Annotated in this window: 19 protein-coding genes; 11 read left to right on the forward strand and 8 right to left on the reverse strand. The window is 71.2% G+C overall.

What is annotated here, in order from left to right; genetic code table 11:
* Positions 1 to 81: 81 nt before the first annotated feature.
* A complete protein-coding gene (locus tag OG595_RS01975) occupies positions 82 to 2550 on the forward strand; it encodes a CBM35 domain-containing protein (protein ID WP_329267108.1) in 2469 nt (822 codons plus the stop codon).
* A gap of 66 nt (positions 2551 to 2616) precedes the next feature.
* Here the strand turns inward: OG595_RS01975 and OG595_RS01980 are convergent, their stop codons facing one another.
* Entirely contained in the window at positions 2617 to 2919 is a 303-nt protein-coding gene (locus tag OG595_RS01980) for a putative quinol monooxygenase (RefSeq protein WP_329267110.1), read from the reverse strand.
* 15 nt (positions 2920 to 2934) lie between these two features.
* Positions 2935 to 3915: a carbohydrate kinase family protein gene (locus OG595_RS01985; RefSeq protein ID WP_329267112.1), complete on the reverse strand. Its 981-nt coding sequence runs from the start codon at positions 3913 to 3915 to the stop codon at positions 2935 to 2937.
* A 250-nt stretch (positions 3916 to 4165) separates the two neighbouring features.
* On the opposite strand from OG595_RS01985, the gene OG595_RS01990 reads away from it, so the two are divergent.
* From OG595_RS01990 to OG595_RS02005, 4 genes are all read left to right on the forward strand, one after another.
* A complete protein-coding gene (locus tag OG595_RS01990; protein WP_329267114.1) occupies positions 4166 to 5182 on the forward strand; it encodes a sugar ABC transporter substrate-binding protein in 1017 nt (338 codons plus the stop codon).
* Positions 5183 to 5406: 224 nt separating this feature from the next.
* Positions 5407 to 6402: an ABC transporter permease gene (locus OG595_RS01995; protein WP_329267116.1), complete on the forward strand. Its 996-nt coding sequence runs from the start codon at positions 5407 to 5409 to the stop codon at positions 6400 to 6402.
* Positions 6399 to 7235, forward strand: coding sequence for an ATP-binding cassette domain-containing protein (locus tag OG595_RS02000; protein WP_329267117.1), 837 nt, complete (start codon positions 6399 to 6401; stop codon positions 7233 to 7235). Before OG595_RS01995 ends, OG595_RS02000 begins: the two co-directional genes overlap by 4 nt.
* Before the next feature lie 76 nt (positions 7236 to 7311).
* A complete protein-coding gene (locus OG595_RS02005; RefSeq protein ID WP_329267119.1) occupies positions 7312 to 8355 on the forward strand; it encodes a LacI family DNA-binding transcriptional regulator in 1044 nt (347 codons plus the stop codon).
* A gap of 121 nt (positions 8356 to 8476) precedes the next feature.
* On the opposite strand, the gene OG595_RS02010 is transcribed toward OG595_RS02005, so the two are convergent.
* Genes OG595_RS02010 through OG595_RS02020 form a run of 3 tightly spaced genes read right to left on the reverse strand, consistent with a single transcriptional unit; the run spans position 8477 to position 11072 of the window.
* Complete coding sequence (locus OG595_RS02010; RefSeq protein ID WP_329267120.1) at positions 8477 to 9178, reverse strand: 3-oxoacid CoA-transferase subunit B; 702 nt, start codon at positions 9176 to 9178, stop codon at positions 8477 to 8479.
* Complete coding sequence (locus OG595_RS02015) at positions 9175 to 9870, reverse strand: 3-oxoacid CoA-transferase subunit A (RefSeq protein ID WP_329267122.1); 696 nt, start codon at positions 9868 to 9870, stop codon at positions 9175 to 9177. Before OG595_RS02015 ends, OG595_RS02010 begins: the two co-directional genes overlap by 4 nt.
* Positions 9867 to 11072, reverse strand: a complete 1206-nt coding sequence (locus OG595_RS02020; protein WP_329267124.1) for a thiolase family protein — start codon at positions 11070 to 11072, stop codon at positions 9867 to 9869. The genes OG595_RS02015 and OG595_RS02020 overlap by 4 nt, the downstream gene beginning before the upstream one ends.
* Positions 11073 to 11143: 71 nt before the next feature.
* On the opposite strand from OG595_RS02020, the gene OG595_RS02025 reads away from it, so the two are divergent.
* Positions 11144 to 12025, forward strand: a complete 882-nt coding sequence (locus OG595_RS02025; RefSeq protein ID WP_329267126.1) for a LysR substrate-binding domain-containing protein — start codon at positions 11144 to 11146, stop codon at positions 12023 to 12025.
* Positions 12026 to 12317: 292 nt separating this feature from the next.
* Here the strand turns inward: OG595_RS02025 and OG595_RS02030 are convergent, their stop codons facing one another.
* The gene (locus tag OG595_RS02030) at positions 12318 to 13610 is read right to left on the reverse strand and encodes an ROK family protein (RefSeq protein ID WP_329267128.1); all 1293 of its coding nucleotides are present in this window, start codon (positions 13608 to 13610) and stop codon (positions 12318 to 12320) included.
* A gap of 226 nt (positions 13611 to 13836) precedes the next feature.
* On the opposite strand from OG595_RS02030, the gene OG595_RS02035 reads away from it, so the two are divergent.
* Genes OG595_RS02035 through OG595_RS02055 form a run of 5 tightly spaced genes read left to right on the forward strand, consistent with a single transcriptional unit; the run spans position 13837 to position 19085 of the window.
* Complete coding sequence (locus OG595_RS02035) at positions 13837 to 15174, forward strand: ABC transporter substrate-binding protein (protein WP_329267130.1); 1338 nt, start codon at positions 13837 to 13839, stop codon at positions 15172 to 15174.
* A complete protein-coding gene (locus OG595_RS02040) occupies positions 15171 to 16154 on the forward strand; it encodes a carbohydrate ABC transporter permease (protein ID WP_329267131.1) in 984 nt (327 codons plus the stop codon). The genes OG595_RS02035 and OG595_RS02040 overlap by 4 nt, the downstream gene beginning before the upstream one ends.
* Complete coding sequence (locus OG595_RS02045; protein WP_329267133.1) at positions 16151 to 17002, forward strand: carbohydrate ABC transporter permease; 852 nt, start codon at positions 16151 to 16153, stop codon at positions 17000 to 17002. Before OG595_RS02040 ends, OG595_RS02045 begins: the two co-directional genes overlap by 4 nt.
* A 32-nt stretch (positions 17003 to 17034) precedes the next feature.
* Entirely contained in the window at positions 17035 to 18069 is a 1035-nt protein-coding gene (locus OG595_RS02050; RefSeq protein ID WP_329267135.1) for a Gfo/Idh/MocA family protein, read from the forward strand.
* Positions 18066 to 19085: a Gfo/Idh/MocA family protein gene (locus OG595_RS02055; RefSeq protein ID WP_329267136.1), complete on the forward strand. Its 1020-nt coding sequence runs from the start codon at positions 18066 to 18068 to the stop codon at positions 19083 to 19085. Before OG595_RS02050 ends, OG595_RS02055 begins: the two co-directional genes overlap by 4 nt.
* 18 nt (positions 19086 to 19103) lie before the next feature.
* On the opposite strand, the gene OG595_RS02060 is transcribed toward OG595_RS02055, so the two are convergent.
* Positions 19104 to 19622 carry a hypothetical protein gene (locus tag OG595_RS02060; protein ID WP_329267137.1) on the reverse strand — a complete coding sequence of 173 codons (519 nt, stop codon included), beginning with the start codon at positions 19620 to 19622 and terminating at the stop codon, positions 19104 to 19106.
* Positions 19623 to 19645: 23 nt separating this feature from the next.
* Positions 19646 to 20479 (reverse strand): ABC transporter ATP-binding protein, encoded by an 834-nt coding sequence (locus OG595_RS02065; protein WP_329267139.1) that lies wholly within the window; start codon positions 20477 to 20479, stop codon positions 19646 to 19648.
* Positions 20480 to 20490 lie beyond the last annotated feature (11 nt).

Consider the following 20490-nt stretch of genomic DNA (forward strand, 5'->3'; position numbering starts at 1 on the left):
AGCACCCGCACCCCCACGCGAGCCCGCACGAGATCACGTACCGCAACCATCCTTGCCACAGCCGTACTTGGAGCAGCCGCCATGGCAGGCACCCTCCCCACCGCTGGGCCCGCGGCAGCGGCCGACCCCCAGCGCGTCACCGTCGACCTCGCCGCGTCCGAAGGCCCGGTGATGCGGGGCGCCAACGGCACCCTGTACGGGCTCAGCGACGACGGCGTGCCCAGTGACGCCATGCTGGCTCCCCTGAAGATCACCAGCATCTCGCAGAAGCCGGAGGGCGGCGCCCAGCATCCCAACGGGGACGCGCTCACCGTCTCGAAGTCGTTCTTCCGCAACGGCGGCGGCGAGATCAACGTGATGATGCAGGACATCTACGCGAAGTGGCCGTACGAGGACCTCGGCATCGAGGACTATCTCCCCAAGGTCGACAAGATCGTCAAGGAGGTGGCCGCCGACCCGAACAGCGAGCACTTCGTCTACATCCCCTTCAACGAGCCCGACCAGATCTGGTACAACCTCGGCACCTCCGACCAGGCGCAGTACGAGATCAACCGCGACCGGTTCTTCAGGGACTGGAAGACGGTGTACGAGCGCATCCGCGCGATCGACCCGAACGCCAGGATCGCCGGGCCGAACGAATCCGGCTACCACACGCGTCTGCTGACCGACTTCCTCGCCTTCGCCGAGCGGGAGAACGTCCTGCCCCAGATCATGACCTGGCACGAGCTGGACTCCAGCTCGCTGAAGAACTTCCAGGGGAACTACGACAACTACCGCTCCATCGAGCGCGGTCTCGGCATCGCACCCCTGAAGATCAACATCGATGAGTACGCCAACCGCCGCGACCTGTCTGTTCCGGGCCAACTCGCCCAGTGGGTCGCGATGTTCGAGCGCAACAAGGTGTACGCCAACCAGGCCTACTGGGACGCGGCCGGCAACCTCGACGGCAATGTCGTCCGCAGCAACATCCCCAACGGCGGCTGGTGGTACTTCCGTTGGTACGCGGGACTGACCGGTGACACGGTCAGGGTGACCCCGCCGCACGCCAACACCGTCGACACCCTCCAGGGTCTGGCCTCCTACGACAGGAAGCGCCGCCAGGCACAGGTCCTGCTGGGCGGCTCGGCCGGTGACGCGGACGTCGTCGTACAGAACGTCTCCCGGTCCGCCTTCGGCCGCACGGTCACGGCGACCGTCGCCGAGGCCGCCTGGTCCGGCTACGAGGGACAGCACGCAGCACCCCGCGTCCTCGCCCGGACGAAGGTGAAGGTCGCGGCCGACGGCACGGTGACCGTCCCGCTGCGCGGCCTGCACAAGATGTCCGCGTACCGGATCGTCCTCATCCCCGGCGGCTCCGGCACCCCGGCCGCCGTGTCCGTCCCCTGGTCGGCGTCGTACGAGGCCGAGGACGCGGCCATCACCGACGGCAGGGTCTACACCCAGGGCACGGTCAGCAACGCCAACGGCTACGCGGCCTCCGGGACGAAGGACGTCGGCTCGCTGAACCAGGCCACCAGCAAGGTCGACTTCACGGTGGACGTGCCCAAGGCCGGCACCTACGACCTGGCGATCCTCTACGGCAACCAGTCCGGGACGCCCGCCACACAGCAGCTCTCGGTCGACGGCAGGGACCCTGTCACGGTCTCCTATCCCTCCACCGAGAACTGGACCTACCGCGCCAAGAAGGACGTCACCGTAGACCTCCCGGCCGGCGAGCACGTCCTGACGCTGGCCAAGGGCGACACCGAGGTCACCCTCGACCGCATCGACCTGACCGCCCGTACCTCCGCCGTGCCCTCGGCGTCGTACGAGGCCACGCTCGCCGACATCAGCGGCCGGCCGTCCTTCGACTACTCCTCGTCCGCCGGGGTCGGCACCGGCTCCCTGGTCCTGCGCCCCGGCGACAGGGCGGTCTTCGACGCCTACGCGCCGCGCGACGGCTACTACTCGGTGGTGCCGCGAGCCTCGGCGCCGGTACGGCTGGAGGTGCACGGCCAGAAGGTGACGGCGGTACCCGGCAAGGCCCTGCGGCTGTACCTGGTGGCGGGCAACAACCGCATCGCGATGACGGCCAAGGCCGCCTCCGTCCGCTCCCTCGACGTCTCGGGCAACGGCTCGACGTCCGGCGTCCTCTCCTACGAGGGAGCCTCGGCCACCCTCGCGGGCGGCGCCGAGCTCGTCGACTCGGTCCACGCCTCCGCCGGTTCCTACATCGGCTGGCTCGGCAACAGCGCCACCAGCACCGCCGAGTTCACGGTGGACGCGCCCCGGCCGGGCCGCTACATGCTGGTCATCAGCTACGCGCACAACGAGCGCCGCGACAACGGCCACTCGTACAACACGGACATCATGTCCCGTACGGCGGACCTCACGGTGGGGACGGGCGCGCCCCGGACGGTCACCTTCAAGAACACCTGGGGCTGGGACGACTACTGGACGGTGGGCGTCCCCGTCGACCTGAAGGCGGGCTCCAACAAGGTGACGTTCGCGAACGCGAGCTCGTGGGCCCCGAACATCGACCGGATCGAACTGGGCCGGGTCATCGGCTGACCGGCGCACTCCCGCACAGGGCCGGGCCGGATCCCGACGGGGATCCGGCCCGGCCCCACGACCCGGCTACGGACGGGTGGCCAGGGGGTTCAGGAACGTCAGCACGGAGGCGGCCTCCTCGATCAGCGGGGTCAGGGCAGCGTTGAAGGGGCCGCCGTAGGGGGCGTTCAGGTGCGCCTGGAAGGCTTCCTCGTCCCGGTACACCTCGAAGACCCAGAAGGCACGCGGGGCGTTTGCCCTGGTGTAGACGTCGAAGATGATGTTGCCCTCCTCCTGGCGGACGCTTCGGGCGTAGTCCCCGATCAGACGGGCGACCTCGTCCTGTGCTCCCTCGCGGGCGGTGAACTCGGCAAGCAGGGTCTTCTTCATGGTCTCGCGTCCTTGTCAGTGGGTGGCATCAGATGTGGGCACGGAATCCGCGTGGTGCGTCAGCTCGTTCCGCCACGGTGGGTTGGGACCGGCCACCGAGCAGGTCAGGGCCGCGACCCGGGCGCCGAACCGGCAGGCCTCGGCGACCTCGTCGAGCCCGAGCCCGGTCAGTCGGCCACCGAGGAGTCCGCCGGCGCCGAGGTGGTGCAGCAGGCCGGCGGTGAAGGAGTCCCCCGCGCCGACCGTGTCGACGACCCGCGTGGCAACCGCCGGCACCCGCAGGCGCTCGCCGTCGAGTGAGGCCAGCGCGCCCCCGGCGCCGAGCGTGATCACGACGAGCCGTACGCCCGCGGCGTGCCAGCTGTCGCACGCCTCCTCGGGCGCGGTGCCCGGCAGGAGGAGTTCCAGGTCGTCCTCGCTCAGCCGGAGGATGTCGGCGAGTGCGCACCAGTGCGGCAGCCGGGCGCGGTAGACCTCGGGGTGGACCAGCAGCGGCCGGACGTTGGGGTCGATGCTGATGGTGGCCCGCCCGGCCGCCGCCGCCAGGAACTCCTCCACCACCGCTGCGCCGGGCTCCCGGACCAGCGCCAGCGAACCGGTGTGCACACAGGCCGTTCCGGAGAGATCCACTCCGGCCAGTTCCGCCGGCGTCCACTGCCAGTCGGCCGTGTTCTGCGCGTGGAACGAGAACGCGGCCTGCCCGGTGGCGTCCAGTTCCGCCACGGCCAGTGTGCTGGGTTCGGCGGCTGCGACGGCGTACGACAGGTCTACGCCGGACGCCTCCAGGCGGGCCCGGAACAGACGGCCGAACACGTCGCCGGACAGCCGGGCGAGGAAGCGGGCCGGTGTGCCGAGGCGGGCCAGGGAAACCGCCGTGTTCGCAGGTCCGCCGCCCGCCAGCACCCGCAGAGCGAGTTCGTTCGAGGCGCTTGCCGCAGGCTCGGCGAAGGCGTCCGCGACGCACTCTCCCAGAACAGTGATCTGACGCGGGCTCATGGGCTGCTCTCTCTCGGAATGGCTCGGAACGCCTCGGAACGCCTCGGAACGCCTCGGAACGGCTCGGCGCGGGGAGGGCTGACGGGGGCGTTGCCGATTTGTGACGGGTAGAAGGCATTGACGTTGCCGGGATCCGGAGTCCATCATCCTGGCCAGGCAGTGTCAACGATGACATAAGTCAACGATGACACCCCGGGCGGCACGCTCCGATCCCAGCCCCGTGCTGCCCGCTATCCCTCAGGAGTCGATCATGTCTCGCACCACTCGCCTGTCCTCGTCCCTCCTCAGAGCCGCCGCGGTCACGGGCGTCGCGGCACTCACCCTGACGGCCTGCGGGTCCGGCTCCGGATCGGACTCGTCGAGCTCCGGATCGGGCGAGGTCAAGGTCGGTCTGATCACCAAGACCGACACCAACCCGTTCTTCGTCAAGATGAAGGAGGGCGCGGAGAAAGCCGCCAAGGAGAACGGCGCCCAACTGTCCACCGCTGCGGGCAAGTTCGACGGGGACAACGCCGGCCAGGTCACCGCCATCGAGAACATGGTCGCCGCCGGGGTGAAGGGCATCCTGATCACCCCCAGCGACTCCAAGGCGATCGTGCCCGCGATCGAGAAGGCCCGCGCCAAGGGCGTACTGGTGATCGCCCTGGACACCCCGACCGAGCCGGAGAGCGCGGTCGACGCCCTGTTCGCCACCGACAACCTCAAGGCCGGTGAGCTGATCGGCGAGTACGCCAAGGCGGCGATGAAGGGCAGGACGGCGAAGATAGCCGCGCTCGACCTCGCGCCGGGCGTCTCCGTGGGTGTTCAGCGCCACGACGGTTTCCTCAAGGGCTTCGGCGCCACCGAGAAGGACGTCGCGTGCGCCCAGGACACCGGCGGCGACCAGGCCAAGGGCCAGACGGCGATGGAGAACTGTCTCCAGAAGGAGCCCGACATCAACGTCGTCTACACCATCAACGAGCCCGCGGCCCTGGGCGCGTACACGGCGCTGAAGGCGAAGGGCCGGGAGAAGGACGTCCTGATCGTCTCCGTCGACGGCGGCTGCACCGGCACCCAGGCCGTCAAGGACGGCAAGATCGCCGCGACCTCGCAGCAGTACCCGCTGAAGATGGCCGCCGAGGGCGTCAAGGCAGTCGTCTCGTTCGCCAAGGACGGCAAGAAGGCGTCCGGTTACACCGACACCGGCGTCACGCTGATCAGCGACAAGGCGCAGGACGGGGTGGACTCGAAGGACACCGGGTACGGGCTGGAGAACTGCTGGGGCTGAGCGGGGCGCTCCGCTGGGGCGCTCCGCTGGGGCGCTCCGCTGAGGGGCGCGGTGGTTTGCTGCGGGCCCGGTGGGGGCTGGTCGCGCAGTTCCCCGCGCCCCTGAAGGCGCCCCTGCGGGGCGGCCTTCAGCTCCGGGCGGCCTTCATCCGAACCGCAGGCGCCCCCGCCGCACAGCTCCCCCGTCCGCCGACAAGGACATCTGTCTTCCGACAAGGACTTCGCATGACAGCCACGACCACGCCGTACTCCGAGCTCAAGGCGCCGACCGCGGCCCGCAGACTGCTCACGGCGCCGACCACCGGACCCCTGGCCGCCCTCCTCCTGGCCTGCGCCTTCTTCTCCTTCTCGACCGACCAGTTCCTGACCGGCGGGAACTTCTCGCTGATCGTTCAGCAGGTCATGGTCGTCGGCACCCTCGCCATCGGGCAGACCCTGATCATCCTCACCGCGGGCATCGACCTCTCGTGCGGCGCCGTGATGGCGTTCGGCAGCATCGTGATCGCCAAGATGGCGGCCGAGGGCTCGCTGCCCCCGCTCCTCGCCATCGCCCTGGGCCTGGTGGTCTGCGGCGGGTTCGGGCTGCTCAACGGGCTGTTGGTGCAGAAGATCCCGCTGCCGCCGTTCATCGTCACCCTCGGCATGCTCAACGTGGCGTTCGCGCTGACCCACATCTACTCCGAGGAGCAGACGGTCACCAACCTGCCGGGCCCGCTGACCGCCCTCGGGGAGACCTTCCCGCTGGGCCACACGGACATCACCTACGGCTCCCTCGTCACCATCGCCCTGTTCCTCCTGCTCGCCTACTCGCTGAGCAACACCGGCTGGGGCCGGCACGTCTACGCCCTGGGCAACAGCGCCGAGGCCGCCCGGCTCAACGGCATCCGCACCTCGCGCCTCACCATCGGCATCTACACCGTGGCCGGCCTGCTGTACGGCATCGCCGCCCTGCTGCTCATCTCCCGCACCGGGGTCGGCGATCCACAGGCCGGGCAGACCGACAACCTCGACAGCATCACCGCCGTGGTCCTCGGCGGCACCAGCCTCTTCGGCGGACGCGGCTCGGTCCTGGGCACCTTCATCGGTGTCCTCATCGTCGGTGTGTTCCGCAACGGCCTCCAGCTGATGGGGGTCGCCTCCATCTACCAGACCCTGATCACCGGCGTCCTGGTGATCCTCGCGGTGACCGTCGACCAGCTCTCCCGGAAGAAGGCCCGATGACCGCCACCTCCTCCCCCGCGCCCGTGCTGCAGGCCCGCGGCCTGTTCAAGCGGTACGGCCAGGTCACCGCCATCGACGGCGCCGACTTCGACCTGCTCCCCGGCGAGGTCCTCGCGGTCATCGGCGACAACGGCGCCGGCAAGACCAGCCTCATCAAGGCGCTCACCGGCGCGATCGTCCCGGACGCGGGCGAGATACGCCTCAACGGCGAACCCATCACCTTCTCCGGGCCCCAGAGCGCACGCGCCCACGGCATCGAGACGGTGTACCAGGACCTCGCCGTGGCCGCCTCGATGGACATCGCCTCGAACGTGTTCCTCGGACGGGAACTGCGCCGACCGGGCGTCCTGGGCAGTGTCTTCCGCATGCTCGACAAGAAGCGCATGCGCCAGGAGGCGGCCGAGCACATGGCCGACCTGAAGATCGGCCTGCGTTCACTGACGCAGTCGGTGGAGACCCTCTCCGGCGGACAGCGCCAGGCCGTCGCGGTCGCCCGTTCCGTCGCCTGGGCCAGCAGCGTCGTCGTCATGGACGAACCCACCGCCGCCCTCGGCGTCAAGGAGTCCGGCCAGGTTCTCGACCTGATCCGCCGGGTCCGGGACAAGGGCATGCCCGTCGTTCTGATCAGCCACAACATGCCGCACGTCTTCGAGATCGCCGACCGGATCCACGTACACCGCCTCGGCCGGCGCGCCGCCGTGATCAAGCCCTCCGACTACTCCATGGCGGAGGTCGTCGCCATCATGACCGGCGCTCTCACCGTCGACGAGGCCGGAGATACTGTCGTAGCGGATTCGGAGGCCGCCAAGGCCGCCGGAGTCCAGGCCACCTGACAGCTCAACACCGCTCTCGCAGTTTCCGGCCGAGGCCGCGGCCGGAACCGGGAGCCCTCAGGAGACGGTTTCCTCCATGGCAGCGAACCGCCGCCCCACCCTGGCCGACGTCGCCCGCGAAGTCGGCGTCAGCGCGAAGACGGTCTCCCGTGTCCTCAACGAGGACGGACCCGCCTCCGCGCAGACCAGGGAACAGGTACTGGCCGCAGTGGCCAGACTCGGCTTCCAGCCGAACCTGATGGCCCGCAACATCCGCGTCGGCGGGCCGGACACCACCATCGGCCTGGTCATTCCCGACCTCGCCAACCCCTTCTTCGGAGCGGTCGCCCGCGCCATCGAGGACACCGTCCGCGAACGCGGACTGACCCTGCTCATGGGCTCCTCCGCGGACGCCCCCGATCGTGAACGCGCCCTGACGGACAAGTTCCTGGCCCGCCGCGTCAGCATCCTGATCGTCGTGCCGTCCGTCGGCGCCGACCACTCCCACCTCAAGTCCCACCGTACGGCGGGACTGCCCGTGATCTTCCTCGACCGGCCCGGAGTCGGTCTCGCCACGGACAGCATCGTCAGCTCAAACCGGGCCGGCGCCCACGACGGCGTCGCCCACCTCGTCGCCCACGGACACCGGCGCATCGGCTTCGTCGGCGACCTGCCCCTGAAGCTGTACACCCGCCGTGAACGGCTGGCCGGCTACCGCTCGGCGCTCGACGAAGCCGGCATCCCCTACGACCGCTCACTCGTGACCAACGCCCACGACCAACAGGGCGCCGAAACCGCGACCGCCGGGCTCCTCGGCCTGGCCGATCCCCCCACCGCCCTGTTCGCCGGGAACAACATCATGGCCCTGGGCACGGTCGCCGAACTCGCCCGCAGAAAGCGCAAGGACGTCGCCGTCGTCGCCTTCGACGAGGTGGCGCTCGCCGAGGCCCTCGAACCGGCTCTGACCGTCGTCGCCCAGGACGCGGAGGAACTCGGCAGGGCGGCGGCGACCACCGCCCTGACCCGGCTCGACGGCGACCGCACCCGCGCCCGCACCGTCACCGTCCCCACCCGTCTCGTCGTCCGGGGCTCGGGCGAACTCCCCGCCCCCTCGATGCAGGCGGTACTCACCGGGAGTTGACGCCGGCAGCGCCACGGTGGCGCTCCCCGCGCGGAACGCCACCGGACCTTGCTGCCCGGCTGCCGGCGCACCATCTCCATGACGTCCGTATGGGCCTGGTTCCGCCAGGCCCATACGGACGTCAGTCGGAGGGCCGCGCCCCCTGCTCCGACATGATGCCGAGCCGTTCCGCCAGTTCGTGGGCCCCGACGCCGAACGTCTCCCGGATCCGTATGCCGTCGGGACCGACGTCGAAGACGCCGTGGTCGGTGTAGACGCGGCTGACGCAGCCGATACCGGTGAGCGGGTAGGTGCACCGCGGTACGAGCTTCGGCTCGTCGGAGCGGGTGAAGAGCGTCATCATCACGTAGACGTCCTTGGCGCCGATGGCGAGGTCCATGGCGCCGCCGACGGCGGGGATGTCGTCGGGCCCACCGGTGGTCCAGTTGGCGAGGTCGCCGTCGAAGGCGACCTGGTACGCGCCGAGGACACAGACGTCGAGGTGTCCGCCGCGCATCATGGCGAAGGAGTCGGCGTGGTGGAAGTACGCCGCCCCCGGCAGCTCGGTCACCGGGACCTTGCCCGCGTTGGTCAGGTCGGGGTCGACCTCGTCGTCCTCGGCCTTCGGGCCCATGTTGAGCATGCCGTTCTCGGTGTGCAGCACCACCCCGGAGTCGGCGGGCAGATGGTCGGCGATCTTGGTGGGCTGTCCGATACCGAGGTTGACGAAGGCGCCTGCCGGGATGTCGCGGGCGATGACCGCTGCCAGTTCCCCCATCGAGAGCCGATGGTCGGCGCTCCTCGGCACCTCCGCGTACGACCGGCCGGTCGAAGTGGTGGTCATCGTGCCCCCTGGACGGTGTAGCGACGGGCCGCCACCTGGACGATGCGGTCGACGTAGATGGACGGGGTGACGACGGCCTCGGGGTCGAGCTTTCCGGGCTCGACGACCTCGTCGACCTGGACGATGGTCGTCGTCGCGGCCGTGGCCATGACCGGCCCGAAGTTACGGGCGGTCTTCCGGTAGACGAGGTTGCCCATCGCGTCGGCGACATGCGCGCCGATCAGCGCGTAGTCGCCCTTGATGGGGTACTCCAGCAGGTACTTCCGGCCGTCGATCTCCCGCTCCTCCTTGCCCTCGGCCAGTGGAGTGCCGACCGCGGTCGGGCAGTAGAACGCGCCGATGCCGGCGCCCGCCGCGCGCATCCGCTCGGCGAGGTTGCCCTGCGGCACCACCTCCAGCTCGATCTTTCCCGCGCGGTAGAGGCCGTCGAAGACCCAGGAGTCGGCCTGGCGCGGAAAGGAGCAGAGCACCTTGCGCACCCGGCCTGCGGCCAGCAGGGCGGCCAGCCCGACCTCGCCGTTTCCCGCGTTGTTGGACACGATCGTGAGGTCCTTCGCCCCCTGCCGGATGAGCGCGTCGATCAGGTCGAACGGCATCCCGGCCAGACCGAAGCCACCGACGAGGACGGTCGCCCCGTCCTCGATCCCGGCGACCGCGGCGTCGGCGCTCTCGACGATCTCCGCCCGGCTCACCGGCCCGCCTCCGTGACACCGCAGTTCTCGAGCACGACGGCCAGCCCCTGGCCGACGCCGATGCAGATCGCGGCGACGCCGTAACGCCGCTTCGTCACGCGCAGCACCTTGGCCAGCGTGGCGAGGACGCGACCGCCCGAGGCTCCCAGCGGGTGCCCGATCGCGATGGCGCCGCCCTTCTGGTTGACGATGGCGGGGTCGATCTTCCACGCGTCGAGACAGGCGAGCGACTGTACGGCGAAGGCCTCGTTGAGCTCGACCGCGCCCACCTGGTCCCAGCCGATCCCGGCCCGGGCGAGCGCGCGGTTCGCCGCCTCGACCGGGGCGTAGCCGAAGGCCTGCGGTTCCAGCGCCATCACTCCCCGGCCGGCGATACGGGCGATCGGGTCGGCCCCGATGGCCGCCGCTGCCCTCTCGCTGCCCAGCAGCACCGCGGAGGCTCCGTCGTTGAGCGGACTGGCGTTGCCCGCGGTGATGGTGCCGCCCTGCTCCGGCGTACGGAAGACCGGCTTGAGCCCGGCCAGCACCTCGGGTGTGGACCCGGCCCGGATGCCCTCGTCGCGCGTCAGGCCGACGCCCTCGACCGGCGCCACCAGACCGTCGTAGAAGCCCGACTCCCAAGCCAGGTCGGCCAGTTGGTGCGAGCGGGCGGCGAACTCGTCCTGCCGCTCGCGGGAGATGCCGAAGCGCTCCCGGAGCCGCTCGTTGGCCTCACCGAGGCTGACCGTCCACTCCTTCGGCATCCGAGGATTGACCAGCCGCCAGCCGAGCGTGGTCGATACCGCGGTGACGTCGCCGACCGGGAAGGGTTTCGCCGACTTGGGCAGCACCCACGGCGCACGCGTCATGGACTCCACGCCGCCGGTCAGCACCACCTCGGCGTCGCCGGACTCGATCGTCCGGCTGGCCGTCATCGCCGCGTCGAGGCTCGAACCGCACAGCCGGTTGACGGTGGTGCCGGGCACGCTCACCGGGAGCCCGGCGAGCAGCGCGGCCATGCGGCCGACGTTGCGGTTCTCCTCCCCGGCGCCGTTGGCGTTGCCCCACACCACGTCGTCGATGGCGGCAGGGTCGAGACCCGGCACCGTCGCGAGCGTCGAGGTGATCGCGGCGGCGGCGAGGTCGTCGGGACGGACACCGGCCAGCGCGCCGTTGAAACGGCCGAACGGCGTCCGCGTCGCGGCGTACAGATAAGCACTCATGGCACCGACGGTAGTCCCGAGCTGCGATATTCTGAAGTACACATATCCAAGCTGATTGATATGGGTGGCATATGGATCTGCGTCATCTCCGGTACTTCGTGGCGGTGGCCGAGGAGCGTCACTTCGGGCGCGCCGCCGAGCGACTCCACATGGCCCAGCCGCCGCTGTCCCAGCAGATCCGCCAGCTGGAGGGCGAGCTCGGGGTCCAGCTGCTCCACCGCACCACCCGCCGGGTCGACCTCACCGAGGCCGGGCGGGCCTACCTGGAGCGGGCGCGCGCGATCCTCGCCGGCGTCGAAGAGGCCACCCATCACGCGCGGCTCGTCGCCGCCGGCTCGGTGGGCCACCTCGCGATCGGATGCGTGGGTTCGGCGACGTACAGCCTCCTGCCCGCGCTCTCGCGGCGGCTCGCGGAGGAGCTTCCCGGCGTGGAGTTCTCCTTCCGCGGCGAGATGCTCGCGCCCGGCCAGGTGGAGGCGCTGCGTACCGGCGCGATCGACGTCGCGCTGCTGCGGCCTCCGGCGGCCGACCTCTCGCTCACCGTGCACACGCTGCGCCGGGACCGGCTCGTGGTCGCCGTACCGGTCGACCACGCCCTCGCCCGCCGGTCACGACTGCGCGTCACGGACCTGGCCGGTGCCGACCTGATCGTGCACTCCGCCGACCGCCGGTCGGTGATGTACGACGTCGTGCTGGGCCTTCTGCGCGACGCGGGCGTGGAGCCGCGCATCCGCCACGAGGTCGGCGAGACCTCGACACTGGTCACGCTCGTGGCGGGCGGCCTCGGTGTCGCGGTCGTGCCCGAGCCGGTGACCGCGCTGGCCCTCGACGGCGTCACCTACCTGCCGCTGACCGGAGCCGACGCCCGCGTCGAGCTGGCCGTCGCCCACCGCGCCGACCGCGCCGAGCCGCACCTGGCACGCACCGTGGGGATCATCCGGGCGATGTTCTGAGGCGCCCGCGGAACTCCGGCTCACCCACCCGTGCGGGCGCGCCTGCGCGACGATCCTCGCGACGGCGTCGACGGCCCGCTGCGCGATGGGGTCGTCCGTCGCGCCGCCCGTCGTGTCACCCGCCCCGCCGATCCCGGCGGCGCCGACGACCTCCCCTCGGCCGTCACGATCGGCACGCCGCAGGCGACCGGCAGCAGGTCGGCGCCGAACAGAGGCGGGGGGCGCCAACCGCGTCCCGGGCGACGCGGCGCAGGCCGCGAACCTGGCCGTGGAGACACTGCTCACGGCCGGGCTACGAGGGCCCTGCCCCCACCTCAACGCCCGGCAGGCTGGTGGGCCGGGTGCGGAGCACCTCCTCGACGGAGGAGAGGGCGAAACGTACCGCGCCGGTGATGACGGCCTCGTCGCCCAGGGCGGACAGTCGCCACTGGGGCAGGTCGACCAGCAGGCTGCCGGCTTCCTCCTCGGCGGCCGTCAGGAGGAGCTCCGCCGCCGGAAGCAGACCGGGGACGGCGAAGAGGCTGGTGCCGAGGACGACCAGCGCCGGGTCGAGCGCGAGCAGCACGGGGGCGATGCCCGCGGCCAGCCTCCGCCCGTACGACGTGATGCCCGCGACCGCTTCCGGGTCTCCCGAGGCGGCGCCCCGGACGATGTCGGCGCCCGCCCGGTCCGGGGCCGCGGTGTCCGGGACCAGCGGTTCGAGGCCGGGCTGCGGGGAGGTGCTGCCCGGGAAGCGGATGAAGCCGATCTCCCCGGCCGCGCCCCGGTGTCCGCGCAGCAGGCGTCCGCCGGTGATGACTCCGGCACCGAGGCGTTCACCGAGCAGGACGAAGACCATCTCGTCGGCGGCGCCGCCGACTCCGCGCCACTGCTCGCCGAGTGCGGCGAGATTGGCGTCGTTCTCCACGGCGACCGGGCAGCCGAGGGCGTCACCGAGGACGGTGACGATGTCCGCCTCGGCCCAGCCCCTGAGGTTGTCGGCCTGCCGGACCCGGGTGTTGCCGCGGTTCACCAGGCCGGGGGTGCCCACCGTGGCGGCCCACACGCGCCGGGCGTCGGCTCCCGTACGGTCAATGGCCCGCTGCACCACGGCGGTTACCGCGCGGGCGCGGGCCTGGCCGCCGAGGTCGGCACGCACCGTCTTGCGTTCGACGGCCACCGTCCGGCCGTCGAGGTCGGCCACGCAGGCGCTCACCGACCGGGCCCGTACGTCCACGCCGACGACGAAACCCGCGTGCGGGCGGAAGCGGAACCGGCGGGCCGGGCGGCCGGGCGACCGCTGCCCCCGGGCGGAGACGGCCGGGGCGACCTCGATGAGACCGCAGTCGGTGAGTTCCTCGACGATCGCCTCGACTGTCGGGCGGGAGAGCCTGGTCGCCTCGGCGAGCGCGGCGAGCCGGGGGTGCGGGTCGGTCGAGCGGACGGCGGCGAGGACGGCTGCCGCGTTCGTGGCACGCAGGTCCGCGACGCCCACCACGGCGGGCAGTTCACGCCCGGGCGAGGGCGGCTGCGGCAGTCCCCCGAGCGGCCACCACGGCTGCGGGCCGGGTGCCGTGGACGGTGAACGGTCCCTGGACGTGGCCAATGATCAACCTCCTGTGAAGCGGTACGACGGGACCGGCGCGGGCCGCCCCGACGATAACAATCCAGCCATGGGTCCTTGACGCGTGCCGGACCCGCTCTGATTATAAAACGCAACTGCGTTATCGAACTACGGCGCGTTCCATCCCCCGCGTCCTCTCCCCTCGCGCCCTCCTTCCCCGGCTCCCCACAGTCCCGTCATGTCTGTCCTGTGATGCCCAGGAGACCTCATGAGCCCCAGCCCGTCGTCCCTGTCCAGACGTACGTTCCTCGCGGCCACCGGCGCTTTCGGCGCCGCGGCGCTCACCGCGTGCAGTGATCTGACCCCGGGCGCCTCGTCGTCCGACAAGAGCAGCACCGGCCCGGTCTCCACAGCCGTGCCGGCCGACAAGATCACGCTGGTGGTCGCCGACGCCGACGACACCACCATGACCCCGGGCCTCCTCGCGGCCTTCCGTGAACAGCACCCCAACATCAGCGTCAAGCGCCAGTACACCGGCTGGGACGACTACCTCAAGAGCATCAACACCACGATGTCCGCCGACAGCGCCCCCGACATCGCCCAGTTCACCTCGGGCATGCAGAACCTCGTCCCCGGACGCCTGCTGCTGAAGGTCGGCGAGTACGGCAAGGCGTACGGCTGGGCGGGGAAGTTCCCCGGCCTGGACCAGATCACCCTCACCCCGGACGGCAAGACCGTCGGCACCGGTGACCTCTACGGCGTCGGGGCGGGACTGTCGTTCGAAGGCGTCTACTACAACAAGGCCAAGGCGAAGAAGCTGGGCCTGACCGGTCCCCCGGCCACGCTGGAGGAACTGGAGGCCCTGTTCGCCAAGGCCAAGAACGCCGGTGAGACCGCGCTCGTCGCCGGCAACCTCGACGGCGGCCTCAACCATCCCTTCAACGTGCTGCTCTCGGCGTACCTGACACCGAAGGACCGGGAGGCCTGGGCCTACGGCCACAAGGGCGCCACCATCGTCCTGCCCGAGGCGAAGACGGCGGCCGAGACACTTCTGCGCTGGGTGGACAAGGGGTATGTCACCCCGAAGGTCAACGGCGTCAGCGACAACGACGCCACCGCCGCGTTCGCCAAGGGCGAGGGTGTCTTCCGGATCAGCGGGAACTGGGCCGCCGCGGCGGTGTCCAAGGGGCTGGGCGAACAGGCCGGCTACTTCAACATGCCGCCCGTCACCGCCGGAGGGAAGGTACGCACGACCGGCGCCGGCGTCTACTACTGCGTGTCCAGCAAGTCGAGGAACGCTGCCGCAGCCGCCGCGTTCCTCGACTTCGCCGCCGGCGCGCAGGCCGCCGCCGTCACCGCCAAGGCGGGCTTCATGGCTCCCGACGCGGGTGCCATGCCGAGCCAGAGCGGGCTGATCGGCGACGTCCAGCAGGGCTGGCAGACGGTCGTCACGGACGCCGGACTCCAGCCGTTCATCCAGAACTCCTCCACCCCGACCATGGGCGACACGCTCACCACCCAGCTGCAATTGCTCGTCGGCGGCAAGGCCACTCCGGAGAAGTTCCTGGCCGGGCTCCAGACGGACTACGAGAACTACCACAAGTGACCACTGCCCACCGCCGACCGGCCGATCCCGCCCGTGCTTCCGCCGCCCCGGGCCCGACGAAGCGCGGGCCGGACCGTGCCCCGAGCGACGGCCGCCGTACGGCACGCTCCGGCCACCGCCGAAGGCGGGCCGTGGCGTCGCTCTACCTGCTGCCGGCCCTGCTGCCCTACACGCTCTTCGCCGTACTGCCGGCCCTGCACACCGCCTACCTCTCCCTGTTCGACTGGGACGGGGTGACCCTCCCGTCCTTCGTCGGGCTCGACAACTACCGCCGTATCGCCGACGATCCCCAACTGCGCGCCGCCGCCTGGCACGCCGGTGCGCTGATCCTGTTCTTCTCCGTGCTGCCGATCTGCGTGGGCCTGGTCGCGGCGGCGATCGTGTCCCGGCGGGCCGGGCGTCGGGGCACCGGCCTGGTCCGCACGGTGCTGTTCCTGCCCCAGGTCGTCCCGCTGGTCGCGGTCGGCATCCTGTGGCGCTGGGTGTACGCCGAGGACGGCATCCTCAACCAGGCGCTGCGGGCGGTCGGTCTGGGCGGGCTGGCCGACGCCTGGCTCGGCAGCTTCACCTGGGCCCTGCCGGCCGTGGGGCTGATCGGGACCTGGGTCGTCTCGGGCCTGTGCATGGTCCTGTTCCTGTCCGGGACCCAGCGCATCGACCAGGAGATCTACGAGGCGGCACGGATGGACGGGGCGGGCCCGGTGAGGGAGTTCGTGTCGATCACCGTCCCGCTGCTGCGACCGGAGTTCGCGGTGGCGCTGTCCATCACCGTGATCGCGGCCCTGTCCAGCTTCGACCTCATCTACATCACCACCGGAGGAGGGCCGGGCAACAGCACCGTCGTCCCCGGGATCCTCATCTACCGGCTGGCCTTCGGGGGCGGCGGCGTCGGGGTGGCCAGCGCGCTGGCGGTCGTCCTGACGGCCGTCATCTCGGTCGCCGTCCTGGTGATCAACCGGCTTTCCAGGGAGGCACCGTGACATCAGTGACCTCAGTGACCTCACCGGCGAGAGCGGTCGCGGGACGGTTCGCGGCACCCGTCGTCCTCGCGGTCTTCATGGCCGTCGTCCTCGTGCCGTTCGCCTCCCTGCTGCTGGCGGCACTTCAGCCGGCGGGCGCCCCGCTGACCGGTTTCGCCCTCCCGGACGGACTGCATCTGGAGAACTTCTCCCGCGCCTGGTCCGCCGCGGGGTTCGGCACGCTGCTGCGGTCGAGCGTGGTGATCGCGGTGTGCGTCGTACCGGCCGCGGTGGTGTGCGCGACGCTGGCCGGATACGCGCTGGCGACGCTGGACGTCCCGGGCCGGGGACGGTTCTACGCCTATCTGCTGCTCGGCCTGTCCATCCCCACCGAGGGCACCGTCATCCCGCTGTACTACGACCTGCGCGCCGTCGGCCTGACGAACACGGTGCCGGGGCTGGCGCTCGCGGAGATCGGCGCGTTCATGCCGTTCGGGGTGTTCTGGATGCGCGCCCACTTCGCGACCATGCCGCGCAGTCTCATCGAGGCGGCACGGCTGGACGGTGCCTCGTCGTGGGCGACGCTCTGGCGGATCCTGCTGCCCAGCTCCCGTCCGGCGGTGACCACGCTGGGCGTCCTGTACTTCGTCTGGAGCTGGAACCAGTTCCTGCTCCCCCTCATCCTGATCCAGGACCCGTCCCGCCGTACGGCCCCCGCCGGACTCGGCTTCTTCACCGGGCAGTTCGGCGTCGACGTACCGCTGCTCGCCGCCGCCACCCTGATCGTGATCGCCCCGGTGGTGCTGGTCTACCTGTTCTTCCAGCGGCACTTCATCAGTGGCGTGCTCAGCGGCGCCCTCAAGGGCTGACCGCACACTCGGCTAGGAGGTCGGAGATTTCCATGGCAGAACTCGAAGTCGCGCTGATCGGCGCGGGCGGCATCGCCCGCACTCATCTGCCCGCGTGGACCGCCCTGGGCGCACGGGTCCGCCTCTACGCGCCCGACGGCCGGGCCCCCGCCCTGGCCCGCGAGTTCGGCGCGACGTCCGTGGGCTCCCTGCGCGAGGCGATCACCGGGGCCGGTGTGGTGGACGTGTGCACCCCGACCGACACCCACCGGGAGATCACGCTGGCCGCCGTCGGGGCCGGGGCCCACGTCCTGTGCGAGAAGCCGCTGTCGCTCGGCGCCGCCGAGGCCGGGGAGATGGCCGACGCGGCGGAGGCGGCGGGGGTACGGCTGTACCCGGGCCATGTCGTGCGCTTCTTCCCCGCGTACGCCCGGCTGCGCGACCTGGTAGCGGGGGGCGCCCTGGGCCGGGTGGCCGTCGCCCGGTTCACCCGTACCGGCCGATATCCCACCTGGAGCGGCTGGTTCGCCGATCCGGCGCGTTCCGGCGGGATCCTGACCGACCAGATGATCCACGACATGGACATCGCCCGCTGGCTCTTCGGCGACGTCGTCCGGGTCCACGCCCGGCAGCAGGGGCATGTCACCGCCCCGGCCCCGGAGGGGGCGGTCGCCACCGGCACCGCCGTGCTCACCCACGCGGACGGCACCATCACGCAGGTGGTGGGGGTGTGGGGGCCGCCGGGCACGCCGTTCCGCACGACGTTCCACGTGTCGGGCACCGGCGGGACCCTCCAGCACGACTCCCGGGCCCATCCGGACCTGCGGATCACCGGTGCCGGGGCCGACGGCCCGGCGGAGGGCATACCGGCCGGGGACTTCGGGGAGTCGCCGTACCTCACCCAGATCCGTGAGTTCGCCGAGGCGTTCGCGGGCGGCCCGGAACCAAGGGTGAGCGGCCGGGACGGCGTGGCGGCCGTCCGCATCGCCGAGGCGGCGGCCGAGTCCGCACGCACCGGACAGGCCGTGGAACTCGCCCCGCTGACAACCACCGCAGCCGCCGTCTCCACGGAGGGGATCGACCAGTGAGAGTCGCCGTACTGTCCTTCGCCCATGTCCACGCCGCGACCTACATCAGGCTGCTGCGCGACCGCGACGGCATCGAACTGGTCACCGCGGACCCCGACGCCCCGCCCGGCGACCCGACCCGCGGCCGGGACCTCGCCGAGCGGCTCGGCGCCGCCTACGCCGACACCTGGGACGCGGTGTTCGCGCTGCGCCCCGACGCCGTCGTGGTCACCAGCGAGAACGCCCGCCACCGGCACCTGGTCGAACGGGCCGCCGCGGTCGGCGCACACGTGCTGTGCGAAAAGCCCCTCGCGACGACGGAGGCGGACGCGCAGGCCATGATCGACGTCTGCGCACAAGCCGGGGTGCGGTTGATGACCGCCTATCCCGTGCGGTTCAGCCCCGCGTTCACCGCCCTGCGCCGCGCGCTGGCCGACGGTTCGCTCGGCGGGCTGATCAGCGTCCACGGCGCCAACAACGGCTCGAACCCGGCCCGTTCGCACCCCTGGTTCGCCGACCCCGAACTGGCGGGCGGCGGAGCGCTGGCCGATCACACCGTCCATATCGCCGACCTCGTGGACGCGCTGCTGGGGGGCGAGCAGGCGGCGGAGGTGTACGCCCAGGCGAACAGCGTCCTCGACGACGGCGGCCCCACGCCGGACGTGGAGACCGCGGGGCTGGTCAGCATCCGGTATCCCGGCGGGCTGGTCGCCGCCGTGGACGCCAGTTGGAGTCATCCGCCGGACCACCCGACCTGGGGCGGGCTCACCATGACCTGCGTCGCCGAGAAGGCGATCGTGGAGTTCGACGCCTTCCCCCCGCTGCTGGGCGGATTCGACTCCGCCACCGGCCGCGGCCGTTGGGAGGCGGGCGGGGCGGATCTGGACGCGGCCATGCTCGACGAGTTCCTCGACGCCGTAGGCAACGGACGGCGGCCGTCCCCCGACGGCGAGGCGGGCCTGCGCACCCTGCGGATCGTGCTGGCCGCCTACGAGTCGCTGCGGACCGGCCGGCCGGTGGCGCTCCCGGCGAGGTAGAGCCGACGCCTCGCGCGGTCAGGTCCGGGCCGCGCCGCGCAGGATGTCGTGCATGGAACCCATTCCGTACTTGTCCTCCCGGCTGGAGAGTTCCGCCACCTCGCGCAGGATCGGCCCGAGGTCGATCCCCGCCGTCCGCGCGTCCGCGCACAGGTCGCGCAGCGAGAGCAGCTCGTCACGCGTGTCGGAGCCCTGGTCGACGGCGGACATGTGCAGCAGTCGCTGCCGGAAGCCTTCGGGGGTGGGTTCTACGGGCAGGTGGGTGGCCCAACGGAAGGAGGTGTAGCGGGAGAAGAGCCCGCGTACGGACGCGCGAAGTGCCTCGTCGCCCTGTGCGTAGACGGCGATCAGGGCCCGCAGCACCGACTCGGCCTCCGCCCGGACACCCGCCTCGTCCATCGGGGCCGGCCCCTGCCGCATTCCCGTCACCCAGTCGGGATCGCTGATGTCCACCGGCCGCTCCGCGATGGGCCGGACGGCCTCGTCGACCAGTGCGACCCGTTCCTCGATCTCCTCGATCCCGGTCGGCTGTTCCATGCGCGGCTCTCCCAACGGGCCCCTCAGCGTTCGGTCTTCTGCAGCGCCGGCTCGGGTGTCCGGTCCTCGATCCGGGCGTCCGTGTCGGCGCTCCGGTGTTTCGCCAGCTGGATCTGTTCGTAGACGTGGGCACGCAGTTCGGCGAACCGGGGGCTGGAGCGGGTGTGCAACTGGTCGCGTTCGTCGGGGAGGTCGATGGTGAGATCCTCCTGCACGACGGTCGGCGACGCTGACAGGACGACGGTGCGCTGGCCGAGGTACACGGCCTCGTCGATGTCGTGGGTGACGAACAGGACGGTGACCCCCAGCTCCTGCCACAGGTGCCGGATGAGGTCCTCCAGTTCGGCCCGGGTCTGGGCGTCGACGGCCGCGAAGGGCTCGTCCATGAGCAGTACCTTCGGTTCGAAGGCCACGGCGCGGGCGATGGCGACGCGCTGCTGCATTCCGCCCGACAGCTGCCAGGGGTAGGCCTGGCGGGCGTCGGCGAGGCCCACGACTTCGAGTGCGTGGTCCACCAGTTCCCGGGTCCGCGCCTTGCCGAGCTTCTTGCGGCGCAGCGGCAGGGCGACGTTGTCGCGGACGTTCATCCAGGCGAACAGGGAGCGGCCGTACTCCTGGAAGACGACCGCCATCCCTGGCGGGGGCCCGACGACCGGGCGCCCTTCCAGGAGTACTTCGCCGTCGGTGGGGGCGAGCAGTCCCGCCATGCACTTCAGCAACGTCGTCTTGCCGCATCCCGACGGCCCGACCAGGCAGACGAGTTCACCGGCACCGATATGGAACGTCAGGTTCCGCAGGGCTTCGACATTGCGGTTCCGTCCGGTGTAGATCTTCTGCAGGTTGCGTACGTCGAGCATCGACGGCTCCG

This window comes from Streptomyces sp. NBC_01451 (assembly GCF_036227485.1).
GTDB lineage: Bacteria > Actinomycetota > Actinomycetes > Streptomycetales > Streptomycetaceae > Streptomyces.